Origin of the sequence: Proluteimonas luteida (assembly GCF_021191695.1) — a bacterium.
GTDB classification, from domain to species: domain Bacteria; phylum Pseudomonadota; class Gammaproteobacteria; order Xanthomonadales; family Xanthomonadaceae; genus Luteimonas; species Luteimonas luteida.
Map to the genome: position 1 here is coordinate 1 of NZ_JAIWPT010000007.1, position 17226 is coordinate 17226.

Here is a 17226-nt window from a genome sequence, read left to right on the forward strand (position 1 = left end):
CCGCTTGAGCCACTTGTAGGCCGTGCGGACACTGACGCCGGCCGCATGCGCCGCTTCTTCCACCCGCAGACCATGAGCAAGGATGCGATCCACGAGCAGGGCTCGACCGCGAGGGCTCAAACGGGCATGTTTATGCAGGTTCATCCGGGGCTCCTGGGGGCTGGGTTGGCTTCGTAACCCCCATCTTCCAGAGATGCCCCGGATGAACAACCTACTGAGAGATCACATCTAGGCGCGCGGCTCCTTCGGCAGGCCCAGCACGCGCTCGGCGATGATGTTGCGCTGGATCTCGGCGGTGCCGCCGGCGATGGTTTCCGAGAACGCATGCAGGTACTCATGACCCCAGCCGTGGTCGCCGACGACCTCGGGCGCATCGATCCCGTACAGGTCGACGGCCGCGGCGGCCACGCGCTGGGCGAATTCGGCGAAGCCGAGCCGGACCATCGAGCCGCTGGCATCGGGCACGCTGTGCTCGGAGTCCAGCGCGAAGCGGTACGTGGTCGACAGCAGTGCCTGGCCTTCGGCGCGCAGCGTCGCCAGCGTGGCGCGCATCACCGGCCGGCTGGAGGGGCAGTCGGCCAGCAGGCCGGCGACCTTCGCTACCGTGTCGATCAACAGCGCCAGCGTCGCGGTGCCGCGTTCGAAGCCGAGCGTGGACATGGCCGTGGCCCAGCCATTGTTGAATCCGCCGACGACGCTGGACAACGGCACGCGGACCGCGTCGTAGAACACCTCGCAGAAGCTCCGGGTGCCGGCCATCGTGCGGATCGGCCGCACGGTGATGCCCGGTGCATCCATCGGCACGATGATCCACGACAGCGCCGCGGAGTTCTTCGCCACCGGATCGGTGCGCACCAGCATCTCCTGCCAGTCGGCGATGTCGGCGTAGCTGGACCACAGCTTCTGGCCGTCGATGACCAGTTCCTCGCCCTCGATCCTGCCGCGCGTGCGCACGTTGCCCAGGTCGGATCCTGCGCCGGGCTCGGAGAAGCCCTGGCACCAGATCACCTCGCCGCCGAGGATCTTCGGCAGGTGGAAGGATTTCTGTTCAGGCGAGCCGCAGGCGATGAGGGTGGGGCCGGCGTGGTTGAGGCCGACGAACGACGGACCCAGCGGCGACGGCGCGCGCGCGCGCGCGCATTCCTCGAACCAGACGATCTGTTCGCTGACGGACAGGCCCTGACCACCGGCTTCGGTGGGCCAGGACAGGCCGGCCCAGCCGTCTCTGGCCTGCGCCTTCTGCCAGGCGAGCACGAAGTCCCGGGCGGCGGGGCCGTCGCGGGGCGCTGGTCGGGTGGGCACGTTGGCTTCGAGCCAGGCGCGTGCACGCCGGCGGAATGTGGTGTCGTCGTCGGTCATGCGGCGTCGTCCGGCCAGGCGGCAGCGGCAGCGGCGCGGGCCTGCGCGCCGGCACCGCCCAGTTCACCGGCGAGCGCCCGCAGCCGGTAGGTCCAGAGATGGAGCGGATACTCCAGGGTCAGGCCCATCGCGCCGGTGAACTGGTGCAGGTCGTAGCTGATCCGGGCGATCCGGCCCTGCGCGAAACCGGCCGCCTGCGCGGCGTCGCTGTCGCGGTCGGTCCACGCCGCGCGCAAGGCCAGCCAACGGCACGATTCCACGGTTTCGGCCGCCATCGCCAGGCGGTGCTGGATGGCCTGGAACGCGCCGAGGGGGCGCCCGAAGGCGTGGCGCGCCTTGACGTGATCGACCACCAGGGCGAGTGCGCCGGCCATGCAGCCTGCGGCCTCGGCGGCGATGGCGATACGCCAGCGCCGGCGCAAGGTGGCGACGTCCGCGATCTCGCGGACCTGCAGCCCATGCAGCGAATCGAGCTTTCCGTACGGATACGCGAACAGGCTGTCGACCGGCTGTACCCGCGCGGGGTCGATGTCGATGACGAGCGCATGGTCGCCGAGATCGGCGACGAGCACGCCGGCCTTCGGCAGGAAGCGTGCGGGAGCCGTGGGGTGCTCCCTCACGAGTGCGACCGGACGCACGCCCGCCGGGATGGCGATGGCGGGCGCGACGAGCGCGGAGGCGGCCACTTCGACGATGTGCTGCGAGCGGGCGACGCGTTCGGTCAGCAGCGCCGCATCGAGTGTGCCGAAGCCGTCCTCGCGTGCGATGTCGAGGAAGCCGGATTCGGCCAGGGCCGCGTCCAGGGTGTTGCTGTAAGGGGCGACGACCGGCTGGGTGTGCGCGTGCAGGGGCAGGCCCGCGAGCATGCGCTCGACTTCGTTGACGACGCTCGCCTGGTCGTCGGTCAGTCCGAAGTTCATGGCCTTGCGCGCTCCGAAGGCAGCTCCAGCCAGCGTCGCGCGATCAGGTTGAGCTGGATTTCCGCCGCACCCGAGGCGACACCTGCGGCAATGGCGCGCTGGTGGTGCGCCTGCTGCACCGGATCCTCGCCCAGCAGGCCTTCGGGCAGGACCTCGGTCAGGAAGTCGTTGACGCCGTTGTCGGCCAGTACCACCGCCCAGCGCGCGATCGCCCCATAGGCATCCGCGGGCAGGCCCCGTGCCTTGCCGTCGACGATCCGGTACACCAGCAATCGCGCCGCTTCGCACAGCATCAGTGCATGCCCGGCCTTTTCCCGCACGCCCGGGTCGATCCAGCGGCCCAGTGCCTTCAGTCGCGCGACGCCGCGGTCGAGCATGCGCCGCGAGAACTCGTAGCGGGCGATGCCCACGCGTTCGTTCTGCAGCGCGTAGTTGATGATGTCCCAGGCCTGGCCTTCCTCGCCCAGGCGATGGTCCGCGGGTACGAACACGTCGTCGAAGAACATCTCGTGGATGTCGCCTTCGCCGATCAGCGCCGGGATCTGCTTGACCTGAATGCCTGGCGAGCGCATGTCCGCCAGCAGGATCACGATGCCGGCCTTGCCTTCCGCGCCGCCCTCGGCGGCGGGCACGCGCGCGAGCAGGAAGCACGTGTCGGCGTGACCGGCGTATGAAGTCCAGACCTTGGCGCCGCTGACGCGATAACCGCCTTCGACGGGAACCGCGCGCGTGCGCAGCGCGGCCAGATCCGAGCCGGCGGATGGTTCGGAAAAGCCCTGGCACCAGATGGCGCGGCCTTCGCGGATCGGTGGCAGGTAGGCCTGCTGCTGCGCGGGCGTACCGAAGCGCATCAGCACCGGGCCGATCCAGTTGACGTTCATGTATTGCGGTCCGCGCGGTTCGCCGGCGGCCCACATCTCCTCGCCGAGGATGAACTGCTGCCAGACGTCCGCATCGTCTCCGCCGAAGGCACGCGGCCAGTGCGGCACCAGCAGGCCTTCGCTGTCGAGCGCCGGGCAGAACTCGCGCGAGTAGGCGGTCTGCCGGTCGCTGCCCGGGCCGTGCACGGAAATCCGCTCCCAGTCGGGAGGCAGCAACTGCTCGAGCACCTGCCGGACCCGTGCGCGATGCGCCTGCTCGTGCGTCGACCATCCAAACTCCACGTTGCCGGTTCTCCTCGTATCGGGTGGGGCGACGCTGCGCCGATGCGGCCGGTTCCTCCAGGCGAGCGAGGTGCCGGCCCGGGCTCGATACGCCCCGGTCCCCTGTACCTAGCATCGAAGATCGGAGGCGGGCGCGCCTTGATGCGTTGCGACGCAATGTTTGCGTCTGACGTCACTGGGGAGGCAGGGTCCTTGCGTGGTCCGGGCGTGTCGCCTCGGCCTGCGTGTGTCGTCGGCGGTGGAGACGTCGTTCCGCAGATGCAGAACCGGCGGATCCGTCGAACAGGCGAAGCGACGCCGCGGGCAGGGAATGCCGGGATCGAGCGTCACGCCTACGATGCCGATGTCGGGGCAGTCGATGACCTTGACCCGCGACGACGCAATCTTTGCGCATGGCGTCATCCGGTATCCGGTCCATTGCAGTTGCCGCAGCGGCAGGGAAGATGGCGCGATGACGGATCATCCCGGAATCTCCATGAGCCTTGAACTTCGGTACCACCCAAGCCTCGAGCAGCGGGCGCTGGCGGATACCTTCAATGACTCGATCAAGGCCCTGCTTCCGCTGGACAGGCTGCATGCCTCCCATTCGGAGAGCGAGCGCGTCTGGCAGCAACTGGAGGACGTCGGCCTCTTCACGGCCTGTCTGGACGAGGAGGCGGGCGGCAGCGGACTCGGTGCCGCCGAAGAAGCATTGATCGTCATGGAACTGGGGCGCCGCCTCGCGTGTTCTTCCGTCATTGCCACCATCGGCGCGACGCATGCGAAAGACATCGGCGAGTCGCCTGTTTCCGGTCGTACGTGGCGTGCCGCGGCCGCCTACCGGAATGGTGCGCGCATCGTTTCCATCGGCGGCGACAAGGCGGATGCGGTCCTGCTGCGCGATGGCGACGGTGCCGCGTTGCATCGGAATTCCGGGACCATGGGGACGATCGATGCCACGCTCTGGTACGAGAACCTTCACGAAGGCGCCGCGCTGCAGTCGTCCATCGCGGAATTCGATGCGAAGGGGGTGCGCAGGCTGCGCCTGATCGACGCTGCGGTCCTGGCCGGTATCGCGGTCACTGCGCTCGACACGGGCGTGGCCTACGCGGGCGAACGCCGGCAGTTCGGGCGCCCCATTGGCGGCTTCCAGGCGGTCAAGCATCACTGCGCGAACATGGCGATCGCGGCCCGCAATGCGCGCGATCAGGTCGGCTTCGCATCGGTCGCGATCGACGAGGACCGCGAAGACGCCGCACTGCAGGTGGACTGTGCGCTGCTTGTCGCCGGCACGGCTGCGTTGCGCAACACGGCGGCCAACATCCAGATCCATGGCGGCATCGGTTTCAGCGAAGAAGCGCTTCCGCACATACTGCTCAAGCGCGCAAGGCTCCTGATCGCGATCGCGGGTGGCCTGGAAGCGGCGAATGTGCGCATCGCCGACGCCAGCGCCGGACCGGCTGCTTGCCGGGGCAATGCATGATCACGACGACCGTCGCGGAAGGCATCGCCGTCCTCGCCATCGACATGCCGGGACGCAGCATGAACGTGCTGACGCCGGAGCTCGCGCTGGGGCTGCGGCAAGCCTTCGAGGCGGCCATCGCGGACGATGCGGTCCGCGGCATCGTCGTCACCAGCGGCAAGCCCGGTTTCATCGCCGGTGCGGATCTGGCGCAGATGGCGCCGCTCGCCTCGCCCGAAGTCGGCGAGGACGAGGCGCGTCGACGCATCCGCGCCTACGGCGACCTGTTCCGCCGGATCGAGACCGCCGGCAAACCGGTCGTCGGTGCGGCCACCGGCACGGCGCTCGGCGGCGGGCTGGAGCTCCTGCTCGCCACGCACCATCGCATCGCCACCGACGATCCGTCCGCGCGTTTCGGCTTGCCCGAAGTCACGCTGGGCCTGCTGCCCGGTGCGGGAGGCACGCAGCGACTGCCGCGCCTGATCGGCATCGCGGCGGCGCTGCCGCTGCTGGTCGAAGGACGTCCGGTCGATGCGCAGGCCGCGAAGTCGCTGGGATTCGTCGACGAGGTGGTGCCGGCCTCGCAATTGCTCGATGCCGCCCGCGCCGCGCTGGCCGGAGGCCGGGTCAACCCGGTCGCACGCTGGGATCGCCCGGGATTCCAGGCGCCCGGGGGCGATGCCGGCGAACCGGCCAATGCACAGGCATTGCGGGAGCAGCGGACGAAGATTCTCGCCAGGACGCACGGCAACCAGCCGGCGCCGCCGGCGATTCTGGAGGCGATTGTGCGTGGCAGCCAGCTGCCGATCGACGCCGCGCTCGCGGTGGAACTGGATGGCTTCATGCCGCTGCTGCGCGGCCGCGTCGCACAGAACATGATCCGCACCCTGTTCTTCGCCCGCCAGGCGGCCGACCGGCTGGCGCGGCGGCCGGCGCAGGTGCCGCGCAGCAAGGTGCGGAAGCTGGGCGTGCTCGGCGCGGGCTTCATGGGTGCCGGCATCGCGCAGGTGTCTGCGCTGGCCGGCATCGACGTGGTGCTGGTGGACCGCAACCTGGAGCTCGCCATGGCCAGCCGCGAAGGCATCGCGGCGTCGTGGCAGGCCGATGTGGGCAGGGGACGGCTGTCCGCTGCGGTGAGGGACGCCGCGTTGGGGCGTATTTCGGCCGGAGGCGGGTATCAGGCGCTTGCCGACTGCGATCTGGTGATCGAGGCAGTGGCCGAAGACGAGCGCGTCAAGGCCGATGTCATCGCCGGAACCGAGGCGGTGCTTGGCGACGGCGCGATCCTCGCCACCAATACCTCGGCATTGCCCATCGACGAGCTGGCCGGAGCCAGCGTGCGGCCGGCCAGCTTCATCGGCCTGCACTTCTTCTCGCCGGTGCCGCGGATGGCGCTGGTCGAGGTGATCGTCGGCAGGCAGACGTCCGACGAAACCCTCGCGCGTTCGCTCGACTACGTGCGCCAGATCCGCAAGACGCCAATCGTCGTCGGGGACGGCTACGGCTTCTACACCACGCGCTGCGTCGATGCCTACTGTCGCGAGGGCACCCGCCTGCTGGCCGATGGCGTCGATCCTGCCCGCATTGAACAGGCTGGCGTTGCCCTGGGCATGCCGGTCGGCCCGCTGGCACTCTGCGATGAAATCGGCCTGGACGTGCTGCAGCACATCGCGCATTTCTTCCGCAGCCGGGAGCAGGGCGACTGGGCCGACGACCGGCACGCACGCGTCAATGCGGTCATCGATGCGCTGGTGGCCGCGCAGCGTTTCGGCCGCAAGAAGGGGGCAGGGTTCCATGCCTATCCGCGGGGTGCATCGAAGCATCTCGATACGGCATTCATTGAGGGAGTCGCGGCGCCGCTTGCCGAAGCCGGGCCGCCCGACGAGGCCGCCATCGGCGAACGATTGCTGTATGCGCAGTTGCTCGAGGCCGCGCGCTGCTGGGCCGAAGGCGTGGCGACGGATCCGGGCGAGATCGATCTCGGCGCGCACCTTGGCTGGGCATTCCCGAGTCACCTCGGCGGGCCGGCCGCGGCGATCGACGACATCGGCGCCGATCGTTTCGTTGCGCGCCTGCAGGTAATGGCAGGTACGCTGGGTGCCCGCTTCACGCCGCCGGAGAAGCTGGTGGCCGCGGCTGCGGGCGGTTTCCGTTTCCACCCATGAGTCCGGCGATGCTGAACCTGCCCCGGTCATGCGGCGAAAGCCCGCCCACGCTCCTGGGTGCCGAGCCGTGATCCTGACCGAGGAACAGACGCTGGTGCGCGACATGGCGCGCGACTTCGCGCGCGAAGTGCTGGCGCCCAATGCCGCGCGGTGGGCGCGCGACCATGCCTTTCCGGCGGATGCCATCCGGCAGATGGGCGAGCTTGGGCTGCTCGGCATGCTGGTGCCGCCCGAATGGGACGGTGCCGGTGTCGATCACGTCGGTTATGCGCTGGCGCTGGAGGAAATCGCGGCCGGCGACGGCGCCACCTCCACCATCATGAGCGTGCACAATTCGGTCGGCTGCATGCCGGTGCTGAAGTTCGGCAGCAAGGCCCAGAAGGCGCGTTTCCTGCGGCCGATGGCGCGCGGCGAGCAACTGGGCGCGTTCTGCCTGACCGAACCGCAGGCCGGCTCGGACGCCGCCGCGATCCGCTGCCGTGCGCAGCGCGTGGCGGGCGGCTGGCGGATCGACGGCGCGAAGCAGTTCATCACCTCAGGCAGGAGCGCGCAGGTCGCCATCGTGTTCTGCGTGACCGAACCGGCGGCGGGAAAGAAGGGCATCAGCGCCTTCATCGTCCCGACCGACACGCCCGGCTATCAGGTCGCACGGATCGAGGCGAAGATGGGGCAGAGCGCTTCCGACACCGCGCTCGTGCAATTCGACGGTTGCGTGGTCGATGACGGGCATCTGCTCGGCGAGGAAGGCGAGGGCTACCGGATCGCCTTGTCGAACCTGGAAGGCGGGCGCATCGGCATTGCCGCGCAGTCGGTAGGCATGGCCCGCGCCGCACTGGCGGCGGCGGTGGGCTATGCGGGCGAGCGGCGCACCTTCGGCAAACCGATCATCGAGCACCAGGCGGTCGCATTCCGGCTGGCCGACATGGCGACGAGGATCGAAGTGGCGCGACAGATGGTCCTGCACGCCGCGTCGCTGCGCGATGCCGGACGGCCATGCCTGCGCGAGGCTTCGATGGCGAAGTTGTTCGCCTCCGAGATGGCCGAACGCGTCTGCTCCGATGCGCTGCAGGTACACGGCGGCTACGGCTATGTCACCGAGTTCCCGGTCGAGCGCATCTATCGCGACGTGCGCGTGTGCCAGATCTACGAGGGTACCAGCGACGTGCAGCGCATGGTCATCGCGCGCACGCTGCAGGATTTGCTCGCATGACGCCTTCGCGCCGCGCATCGTGCGCACGGAGCGCCACAGGGGACGGCATGCCACTGCGTCACCGGGCCGGTTGCCGCGCATCCCGTTCCCGTCCCGATCCATCCGAGGCGCCCCATGGCTGACGCATCTTTCCTGTCCACGCTGGGCAAACCATCGCTGTTGCGCGAGGCCAACCTGATCGACGGCCACTGGATCGAGCTGGGCGAGGGACCAGCGATCGAGGTGGACAATCCGTCGACCGGCAAGTTGCTGGGACGCGTGCCCTCGCTTGGCGCGGCGGACGCCGCACGCGCCATCGCCGCGGCCAGGCGCGCGCTGCCGGCCTGGCGCGCACTGACCGCCGGGCAACGCGCGGGCATGCTGCGCAAGCTGTTCGACCTCATGCTCCGGCACCAGGAAGACCTGGCGCGGATCATGACCGCCGAGCAGGGCAAGCCGTTGGCCGAAAGCCGGGGCGAGATCGCCTATGCGGCCGGCTTCATCGAATGGTTCGCGGAGGAGGGCAAGCGTATCTACGGCGACACCATTCCGCAGCATCTGCCGGGCCGCCGGTTGATCGTGCAGAAGGAACCGATCGGCGTATTCGCCGCCATCACGCCGTGGAACTTTCCCGCCGCGATGATCACCCGCAAAGCGGGCGCTGGCTGGGCGGCCGGCTGCACCGGGGTGATCAGGCCAGCCAGTCAGACCCCGTTCTCGGCGCTGGCGCTGGCGGCGCTGGCGGACGAGGCGGGACTGCCGCCTGGCGTGTGCAATGTCATCACCGGGCCCGGAGCGTTGATCGGCGCGGAGATGACGTCCAGTCCCGACGTGCGCAAGCTCTCGTTCACCGGCAGCACCGAGGTCGGCGCGCAGCTGCTGGCGCAATGTGCGCCGACGATCAAGAAGACCGGCATGGAGCTGGGCGGCAACGCACCGTTCATCGTGTTCGAGGACGCCGACCTCGATGCGGCCGTCCAGGGCGCTGTCGCCTCCAAGTTCCGCAACGCCGGCCAGACCTGCGTGTGCACCAACCGCTTCCTGGTGCAGGACAGCGTATACGACGTCTTCGTCGCCAGGCTCACGGCCGCTGTCGAGGCGCTGCAGGTCGGGGACGGATTCCAGCCGGGCGTCACGATCGGGCCGCTGATCGACGACGCGGCGGTACGCAAGGCACAGGCACACGTGGACGACGCGGTGGCGCGGGGCGCCAGGGTGCTGGTCGGCGGTACGCGCCACGCGCGCGGCGGCAATTTCTTCACGCCCACGGTGCTCGTGGACGTGCCGCGTGAGGCGCGGATCTTCGCAGAGGAGACCTTTGGCCCGGTCGCGCCGCTGTTCCGCTTCCACGCCGAGGACGAGGCCATCGCGATGGCCAACGATACCCCGTTCGGGCTGGCCGCGTACTTCTACAGCCGCGATGTCGGCCGGGTGATGCGCGTGGCCGAACGTCTGGAGTACGGCATCGTCGGCATCAACGAGGGCCTGATCTCCACCGAAGTGGCGCCGTTTGGTGGGATGAAGGCTTCGGGTCTCGGGCGGGAGGGGTCGAAATACGGGATCGAGGATTATCTGGAAACCAAGTATCTGTGCCTGGGCGGCCTCGGGATCTGACCGCCTGAGCTTTTGGCGGGTGTCACGTTCGCCGGTCCGCAGGGCGGTGCGGTTACGCCGACCAGGATCGATGCCGCTATCCGGGCGACGGTGGGTCGTGGGCCGGCGGCGTGTTCAACGACCTGCTTTCACGCCGCGGGCGGGTCAGCGGCGTCGGCTTCGGGCCCGGCGCGTCGGTGTTCTTCAGCAGCAGCGGGATGCCGGCACGGGTGTCGTTGCTGACGGTTTCCAGTTCGAAGCGCTCGGCATCGAGTCGGCGGACCTGGACGGCGATCGCATCGGTCTCGTCTTCCGGCACGCCGAGTTCGCGCAGCACCGCGGCGCCGAACAGTACCGCCGACTCGAAGGTCTCGCGGATCTGGAAATCGACGCCGGCATTGACCAGTTGCAGCGCGTGCTCGCGGTCGAACGAGCGCGCCAGCAGCCTGGCTTGCGGAAATTCGTGTGCGGCCAGCTCGACGATGCGGTCGGTCGCGGCGCGGTCGTCGACGCAGACGGCAATGGCGCGCGCCGTGCGGGCGCCGGATGCATGCAGCACGTCGAGCCGGGTGCCGTCGCCGTAGTAGACCTTGAAGCCGAACTCGGCCGCGCTCTGGATCATCTCGATGTCGGTGTCGATGATCGTCACGTCGATGTCGCGTGCCAGCAGCGACTGGCTCATGACCTGGCCGAAGCGGCCGAAGCCGATGATCAGCACGCTGCCACTCTGGCCGTCGACGGCTTCGACATCGCCCGGCCGCGCCTGCGTGCCCTTGATGGTGAAACGCCGCGTTGCCAGGACGACCAGCGGCGTCAGCGCCATCGACAGCACGACGATCGCGGTGAGGTTGGCGTTGACCTCAGCGTCGATCAGGCCGGTCGCCGCCGCGGTGGAGAACAGCACGAACGCGAACTCGCCGCCCTGCGCCATCAGCACCGCGCGTTCCAGCGCCTCGGCGCGGTCGCTGCGGGTCAGGCGCGCGACGACGTAGATGCACAGTGCCTTGGTCGCCATCGCCGCGAGCACGGCGCCGACGATCAGCGGCCAGTTCGCCGCGACTACCGCCAGGTCCAGCGCCATGCCGACGCCGAGGAAGAACAGCCCGAGCAGGATGCCGCGGAACGGTTCGACGTCAGCCTCGATCTGGTGGCGGAACGAAGACTCCGACAGCAGCACGCCGGCCAGGAACGCGCCCATCGCCATCGACAGTCCGCCGAGCTGCATCAGCAGTGCCGCGCCGAGCACGACCAGCAGGGCCGCTGCGGTCATGACCTCGCGCGCCTTCGCCGCGGCGAGGATGCGGAACATCGGGTTGAGCAGGTAGATGCCGGCGACGACCAGGCCCGCCAGCGACGCGACGCCGATGCCGACCGAGATCCAGCGCGACGGGGCGTCCGCGGCCGCTTCCGGCGCCGGTGCGAGGAACGCGATCAGCGCCAGCAACGGCACGATCAGCAGGTCTTCGAACAGCAGCACCGAGACGATCTTCTGCCCGTGCGGCAACGCGATCTCGCCGCGCTCGGCCAGCAGTTGCATGACCACCGCGGTCGAGGTCATCACGAAACCGGCGGCGCCGACGAACGCCACCGGCCAGGCGAAGCCCGCCAGCCGGCCGAGCAGGGTCAGCGCGGTGATCGCGACACCGATCTGCAGCGCGCCGAGGCCGAAGATCTGGCGGCGCAGGCTCCACAGGTGCGAGGGACGCATTTCCAGGCCGATGACGAACAGGAACATCACCACGCCCAGCTCGGCGACATGCAGGATCGACTGCGGATGGGAGAACCAGCCGAACCCGAACGGTCCGATCAGCAGGCCGGCGGCGAGGTAGCCCAGAACCGACCCGAGTCCAAGCCTGCGGAAGATCGGTACCGCGACGACCGCCGCGCCGAGCAGGGCGACGACGCGGACCAGTTGTTCGGTGGCGACCACGGTGTCACTGGCCATCGGGCTGTCTCCTGCACGGGGCGGACCGTCACGGCAGCACGAACCGCCGGCGACCGCAATGCCTTTCGCGGGCGCGGCCCGAGGGTGCGCGTCCGTGCCCGGCACCCGGCGCCGCCGGCGTGCGGGCGGGTCGTGGCACGGGGCCGGGCGCCCCGGCCGCACCGCCCCTCAATCCGGCGCGGGCGGCGCCGGTGGCGGAACCTGGGGAAGGGAGGCGTCGTGGCTCCGGTCGCGCCCCGCGGACTTGGCCTGGTAGAGCGCGGCGTCGGCGCGCTTGAGCAGGTCGATCTCGCGGCGTTCCAGCACCGGGTCGAAGGTGGCCGCGCCGATGCTCAGGGTGACGTGTGGCGCGGTTGCCGACCGCGGGTGCGCGATCGCCATTCCACGCACGGCGTCGAGCAGCGAAGCGGCGATCGATGCGGCGGCGTGCGCCGAGGTCTCGGGCAGGATCAGCACCAGCTCGTCGCCCCCGTAGCGTGCGGCGAGGTCGCGGGGCCGGCGTGCCCACTGCAGCAGCGACGCCGCGATCCGGCGCAGCACTTCGTCGCCGGCCTGGTGCCCGCGGCTGTCGTTGTAGTGCTTGAAGTGATCGACATCGATCAGCAGCAGCGACAGTGGCCGCTGGCTGCGACGTGCCGAGGCCATCTCGCGCGCCAGCGTGGCGTCGAACAGGAAGCGGTTGGCCAGTCCGGTGAGTCCGTCGGAACTGGCCTGGCGCTGCGATTTGCGCAGTCGCGACGCCATCAGGATCGCGGCGCCGGCCAGCAGCGTCAGCAGCGTGGCGCCCGGCGGGAACCAGATCCGCGCCAGCCACAGCAGCACGCAGGCGAGCAGCGTCAGTGCCGCGGAGATCCCCATCAGCGACCAGACCGTCCCGGCACGTCGACGCGGGCGCGCCAGCGCGACCGGCAGCAGTACCAGCGCCGCGCCCGCGAGCATCTGCTGCCAGGCCGGCATCGGCAGGATCGCGCCGTCCTGCAGCAGGGTGTTGAGCAGGTTGGCGTGGTAGCCGAGTGCGCTCTGGCCGATGCCGTCGTCCGCTGCCGGCGTGGTCACGCGGGTGCCGAGGCCGCTGGCATCGGCGCCGACGATCAGCCAGCGGCCGCGCAGCAGCGATGCGGGCACGCTGCCGTCGAGCACGTCGACATACGACACCGCGTGGAAAGCGGCGGGCGGCGCGAACGGCATCAGGATGCGGTCGTCGCGGACCCACTGGTACGGGGAGAGCGGACCGGTCTTGGCGGTTTCGGCACGTCGCGCCCATGGTGGCACCGCGGCCCGCGCGGCCGGGTCGAGGTCGCGCAGCGCCAGCGCCAGTGCCGGCCAGTGCGCCGACCCCAGCCCGGCGTGCAGTGCCGCGCGGCGGGCGACGCCGTCGCGGTCGAGATCGATCTCCACGTGCGCCAGTGCCGCCGATGCGTCGATCAGCGCCGGCAGCGGCATCAGTTCGGTCGGCAACGCGCCGCCCAGGCCGCCATCGACCATCACCGGCAGCACCACGCGTCCGTTGCGCGCGATGGCCGCGGCCAGTGCGCGGTCGATATCCGGGTCGGCGTCGGGCTCGGCGAACAGTACGTCGAGCGCGACGCCGCGCGGCGGCGCCGCCTGCAGGCGTTCGAGCAGCCGGGTGTGGGTGCTGCGTGGCCAGGGCCAGCGGCCGAGCGCGGCCAGGCTGCGATCGTCGACGACGACCTGCACGATGCGATCGTCGACCGCCGGGCGGGCACCCGCCTGCAGGCGGTCGTAGAGCCACATGTCGGCACGCCAGGTCGCGCCGATGGCGGTCAGCAGCACCAGCACGGCCACGCCGGTCACCCCGGCCAGCAGGCGTTCGGGCGGAATGCGGAACCGGGCCGCGAGCCTCGTCACAGGGCGAGCAGCAGCAGCGCGGCGGCGCCGGCCAGGATCTTGCACGACCGGCAGCCGAGTTCGATGGTCTGGGTCGGTCCGAAGTCGTCGACGTGGCCGTCGCCGTGCAGCGGCTGCACCCGCAGGTACCAGGTACCCGAGCGCACTTCCGGCAGAGCGATCCGGTTGTCGTCGACGATGCGGTCGATCGTCGGCGTGGCGAAATCGGCGCGCCGCGACAGCTGGAAACGGTAGCGGGTGTCCTCCTCGCCGGCCTGCCAGCGCACCTGTAGCGCGCCGTCGGGTCCGTCGCTGGCGATGTCGGGCGGCTGGGCGGGGGCGGACACGGTGAACGCCACCGGATCGCCCCAGGGGCCGTCGCGGCCGCGGTCGTCGGACGCACCCACGCGCCAGTAGTAACCGCCCGGCGCCAGCGCGGCGTCGCTGCGCGCCTCCGCGCGGCGCAGGCCGCTCAGGTCGACGAGCGGGGTGGCGAAGTCGTCGCCGGCCGCGACCTGCAGACGGTAGGTCTGCGGGGTTTCCGCGGCGGTCCAGCGGAAGCGCGGACGGGGACCCGGTACGCCGGCATCCTGCGTGGGCGCGACCGCGAACGGCGGCGCGGGTTGCGCCGCCACCTGCAGCGGGCGTTCCGCGTCGGCACCCTCGATGCCCTGCGGGTCGATCGCACGCACCCGCGCGTACAGCGCGCCCTCGCCATGGAACGACAGCCGCACCTCGGGTGCCTCGGTCGCCGTGTCCTGCAGCAGGGTCAGGAACGCCGGGCTGTCGCTGACCTGGACCCGGTAGCCGGTGGCGCCCGCCACCGCGGGCCAGCCGACCGTCGCGGGCATGCGTTCGACCAGGTCCGGCCACGCCGACACATCGGGTGCCGGCAACAGGGGGCGCGGGTCGCCGGGTCGGCCGTCGGCATCCCCGGCGACGCCGTGCCCCGCGCGCAACGGAACCTGGCGGCCGGCGCCGCTGACATCGACCCGGCCCTCGAGCACTTCCGAGCGGGTCAGGCGCCCGTCGCTACCCACCCGGAAGCGGGTGCCGCGCACGCTCGACATCAGCCCGGGAGTATCGACGATGAAGCGCGAGGCGGGCCCGCGGCTGCGTTGCACGCTGTTGCCCACGCGCCCGCGCGGCAGGCGCAGCCGCGTATCCACCATGCCGGTGCGGCCGTAGGCGCTGAGCCGGTCGAGATGCAGTTCGCTGTCGCCATACAGCTGCAGCTGCGAGCCGTCGGCGAACTCCAGGGTCAGGCTGGCATCGGCGGCGGTATGCAGCACCGTGCCAGCCGCCAGACGCATGCCGGCCTGCACCGGCCGGGCGGCGGCATCCAGCGCCGCGGTGGCTTCGCCGGCGACCGCGACCACCGTGGCCGGCGCCGGCTGCTGGCGCAGCCAGCGGACCGGGATCCGCAACTGCGAGCCGGGAACCAGCCGCGCAGGGTCGTCGACCGCGTTGTGCGCCTGCAGGTCCTGCCACGGCACCTGCGGGCGCAGGTGGGTCCGGGCCAGATCCCAGATCGTGTCGCCGGGGCGGACGCGGTAGTGCCAGTCCTGTGCCGACACGCTGCCGCAGGCGAGCAGCAGCGCCGCCAGCAGGCCGCAAGCGCACCAGCCCGGCCGCCGCGAACGCGGACGCGCAGGTGGGGCGGCGTCGCCGCAGTCCGGGGACGATTCCCTGTATTCGCGCAACTCGTTCAATCCCTTGCCCCCGTCGCTGGAGCGGCGATTGTACGGGCTGGTCGAGCGCGGCCGGCCGCAGCGCGGGGAGGGAATGGCTGTCTGCGCGCTGTCGCCGCGCCGCGCGGGACTGGAGCCGGAGGCCGGCGTAGCGTAGACTCCGTCCCGTTCTGCAACACGGCTGCCCCGTCCGACGCGATCCGCGCCGACGGATACGATCCTGGTACGCCTTCCGCATTGGTCGGTCTTCGACCCGCGCGGACTTATTCCGCACGTCTTTCGTCGCGCAGACACGGCCCGGAGCATCCGGCAGCCGTCAAACCCTTGCCCGCCGCGCGGTTCTGGATAGCTCCGGGCAAGACTTCCCACGATCCCTGCCGGGTCCGTCGCGTTCGCGCGGGCAAGCCGGCGGTGTCGCGCGGAAGCGCAAGGAGTTCCACAGATGACGCTTGAAACCCAGTCCTTCGAGACCCTCGGACTGTCGCCCGCGCTGCTGCGCGCGCTGGCCGAAACCGGCTACACCACACCCACCCCGATCCAAGTCGAGGCGATCCCGTTCGCGCTGGCCGGCCACGACCTGCTGGGCGGCGCCCAGACCGGCACCGGCAAGACCGCCGCGTTCGGCCTGCCGCTGCTGCAGCGGCTGTCGAAGGAAACCCCACCCAAGGGCCCGCGCAAGCCGCGCGCGCTGATCCTGGTGCCGACCCGCGAACTCGCGGTGCAGGTGTCCGACAACCTCAAGGCCTACGGCAAGTACCTGCGCCTGAACGTCACCACGATCTTCGGCGGCGCCGGCATGCAGCCGCAGATCGACAACCTGCGCCGCGGCGTCGACATCCTCGTCGCCTGCCCGGGCCGCCTGCTCGACCACATGGAGTCGGGCCACGCCAAGCTCGACGCGGTCGAGGTGCTGGTGCTCGACGAGGCCGACCGCATGCTCGACATGGGCTTCCTGCCGTCGATCAAGCGCATCCTCGCGCGCGTGCCCAAGCAGCGCCAGACGCTGCTGTTCTCGGCCACGTTCGAGGCCCAGATCCGCGCGCTGGCGCTGGAGTTCATGCACGACCCCAAGCAGGTCCAGGTGGCGGCCAACAACACCATCGCCGAGACCATCGTGCATCGCGCGCACGCCGTCGACAACGCCCGCAAGCGCGACCTGCTGGTCGAGCTGCTGTCCAGGCGCCACACCGACCAGGTGCTGGTGTTCGGCAAGACCAAGCACGGCTGCAACCGGCTGGCCGAGCAGCTGGCCGAGTCGGGCCTGCCGTCGGTCGCGATCCACGGCAACAAGAGCCAGGCCCAGCGGCAGAAGGCGCTGAACCTGTTCAAGAGCGGCAAGGCGCGGATCCTGGTCGCCACCGACGTCGCCGCGCGCGGCCTCGACATCCCCAACCTGCCGCTGGTCATCAACCACGACCTGCCGATGGTCGCCGAGGACTACGTGCACCGCATCGGCCGCACCGGCCGCAACGGGGCGTCGGGCGAGGCGCTGTCGCTGGTGTCGCCGGAAGAGGGCGGCCTGCTGCGGCAGATCCAGCGCATGCTCAAGGCCGACATCGCGATGGACACGGTCGCGGGCTTCGAGCCGAGCCGTCCGGTGCGCCTGGATACGCCGATCCCGAAGAACGGCGGTGGCGGACAGCGCCGCCAGCCGGGCGGCGGCCGTCCGGGCGCGCGCATGGGCGAGCAGAAGCCCGGCGGCGATCGCGCCCCGCGCATGCCGGGCAACCGCGGCCACGGCAAGCCGGCCGACCGCGGCGCACGCGCGCATGCCGGCCCGAAGCAGCACCGCGGCGGTGCCGGCAAGCCGCAGGGCGCACGCCGCGACACGCGCGCCTGATCAACGGCGCCCGCGTCAACGAAAGGGGCCGGCATTCGCCGGCCCTTTTTCATGGGGCAAGAAAAGCGCTCA

Annotated in this window: 12 protein-coding genes; 5 read left to right on the forward strand and 7 right to left on the reverse strand. The window is 70.6% G+C overall.

The features are described 5' to 3' along the window. The 4 genes from LDO26_RS07545 to LDO26_RS18225 form a co-directional block, all read right to left on the reverse strand. The coding region (locus LDO26_RS07545; RefSeq protein ID WP_232130160.1) for a leucine zipper domain-containing protein at positions 1–144 on the reverse strand (144 nt) is incomplete at its 3' end. A gap of 84 nt (positions 145–228) precedes the next feature. Beyond that, positions 229–1359, reverse strand: coding sequence for an acyl-CoA dehydrogenase family protein (locus tag LDO26_RS07550; protein ID WP_232130475.1), 1131 nt, complete (start codon positions 1357–1359; stop codon positions 229–231). Then, positions 1356–2279, reverse strand: a complete 924-nt coding sequence (locus tag LDO26_RS07555) for an acyl-CoA dehydrogenase family protein (protein ID WP_232130476.1) — start codon at positions 2277–2279, stop codon at positions 1356–1358. Before LDO26_RS07555 ends, LDO26_RS07550 begins: the two co-directional genes overlap by 4 nt. After that, a complete protein-coding gene (locus LDO26_RS18225; RefSeq protein ID WP_232130477.1) occupies positions 2276–3442 on the reverse strand; it encodes an acyl-CoA dehydrogenase family protein in 1167 nt (388 codons plus the stop codon). Before LDO26_RS18225 ends, LDO26_RS07555 begins: the two co-directional genes overlap by 4 nt. A 358-nt stretch (positions 3443–3800) precedes the next feature. Here LDO26_RS18225 and LDO26_RS07565 point away from each other — a divergent pair, with 358 nt between their 5' ends. The 4 genes from LDO26_RS07565 (at position 3801) to LDO26_RS07580 (ending at position 9851) form a co-directional block, all read left to right on the forward strand. Then, positions 3801–4904 (forward strand): acyl-CoA dehydrogenase family protein, encoded by a 1104-nt coding sequence (locus LDO26_RS07565; protein ID WP_232130478.1) that lies wholly within the window; start codon positions 3801–3803, stop codon positions 4902–4904. Continuing rightward, on the forward strand, positions 4901–7048 hold the full coding sequence (locus LDO26_RS07570) for a 3-hydroxyacyl-CoA dehydrogenase NAD-binding domain-containing protein (protein WP_232130479.1): 2148 nt from the start codon (positions 4901–4903) through the stop codon (positions 7046–7048). Before LDO26_RS07565 ends, LDO26_RS07570 begins: the two co-directional genes overlap by 4 nt. Before the next feature lie 67 nt (positions 7049–7115). After that, positions 7116–8258 (forward strand): acyl-CoA dehydrogenase family protein, encoded by a 1143-nt coding sequence (locus LDO26_RS07575; protein ID WP_232130480.1) that lies wholly within the window; start codon positions 7116–7118, stop codon positions 8256–8258. Between the two features lie 159 nt (positions 8259–8417). Continuing rightward, positions 8418–9851, forward strand: coding sequence for an NAD-dependent succinate-semialdehyde dehydrogenase (locus LDO26_RS07580; RefSeq protein ID WP_255682090.1), 1434 nt, complete (start codon positions 8418–8420; stop codon positions 9849–9851). A 76-nt stretch (positions 9852–9927) separates the two neighbouring features. Here the strand turns inward: LDO26_RS07580 and LDO26_RS07585 are convergent, their stop codons facing one another. From LDO26_RS07585 to LDO26_RS07595, 3 genes are all read right to left on the reverse strand, one after another. Beyond that, positions 9928–11775 carry a monovalent cation:proton antiporter-2 (CPA2) family protein gene (locus LDO26_RS07585; protein ID WP_232130482.1) on the reverse strand — a complete coding sequence of 616 codons (1848 nt, stop codon included), beginning with the start codon at positions 11773–11775 and terminating at the stop codon, positions 9928–9930. 168 nt (positions 11776–11943) lie between these two features. Then, on the reverse strand, positions 11944–13644 hold the full coding sequence (locus tag LDO26_RS07590; RefSeq protein WP_232130483.1) for a diguanylate cyclase: 1701 nt from the start codon (positions 13642–13644) through the stop codon (positions 11944–11946). Continuing rightward, entirely contained in the window at positions 13641–15326 is a 1686-nt protein-coding gene (locus LDO26_RS07595; protein WP_232130484.1) for a FecR domain-containing protein, read from the reverse strand. Before LDO26_RS07595 ends, LDO26_RS07590 begins: the two co-directional genes overlap by 4 nt. Before the next feature lie 430 nt (positions 15327–15756). Here LDO26_RS07595 and LDO26_RS07600 point away from each other — a divergent pair, with 430 nt between their 5' ends. After that, the gene (locus LDO26_RS07600; protein ID WP_232130485.1) at positions 15757–17154 is read left to right on the forward strand and encodes a DEAD/DEAH box helicase; all 1398 of its coding nucleotides are present in this window, start codon (positions 15757–15759) and stop codon (positions 17152–17154) included. Positions 17155–17226: the final 72 nt, after the last annotated feature.

Coding starts and splice junctions, on each gene's coding strand:
- LDO26_RS07550 (WP_232130475.1), bottom strand. CDS start 1,359: ATGACCGACGACGACACCACATTCCGCCGGCGTGCACGCGCCTGGCTC.
- LDO26_RS07585 (WP_232130482.1), bottom strand. CDS start 11,775: ATGGCCAGTGACACCGTGGTCGCCACCGAACAACTGGTCCGCGTCGTC.
- LDO26_RS07600 (WP_232130485.1), top strand. CDS start 15,757: ATGACGCTTGAAACCCAGTCCTTCGAGACCCTCGGACTGTCGCCCGCG.
- LDO26_RS07565 (WP_232130478.1), top strand. CDS start 3,801: ATGACCTTGACCCGCGACGACGCAATCTTTGCGCATGGCGTCATCCGG.
- LDO26_RS07555 (WP_232130476.1), bottom strand. CDS start 2,279: ATGAACTTCGGACTGACCGACGACCAGGCGAGCGTCGTCAACGAAGTC.
- LDO26_RS07570 (WP_232130479.1), top strand. CDS start 4,901: ATGATCACGACGACCGTCGCGGAAGGCATCGCCGTCCTCGCCATCGAC.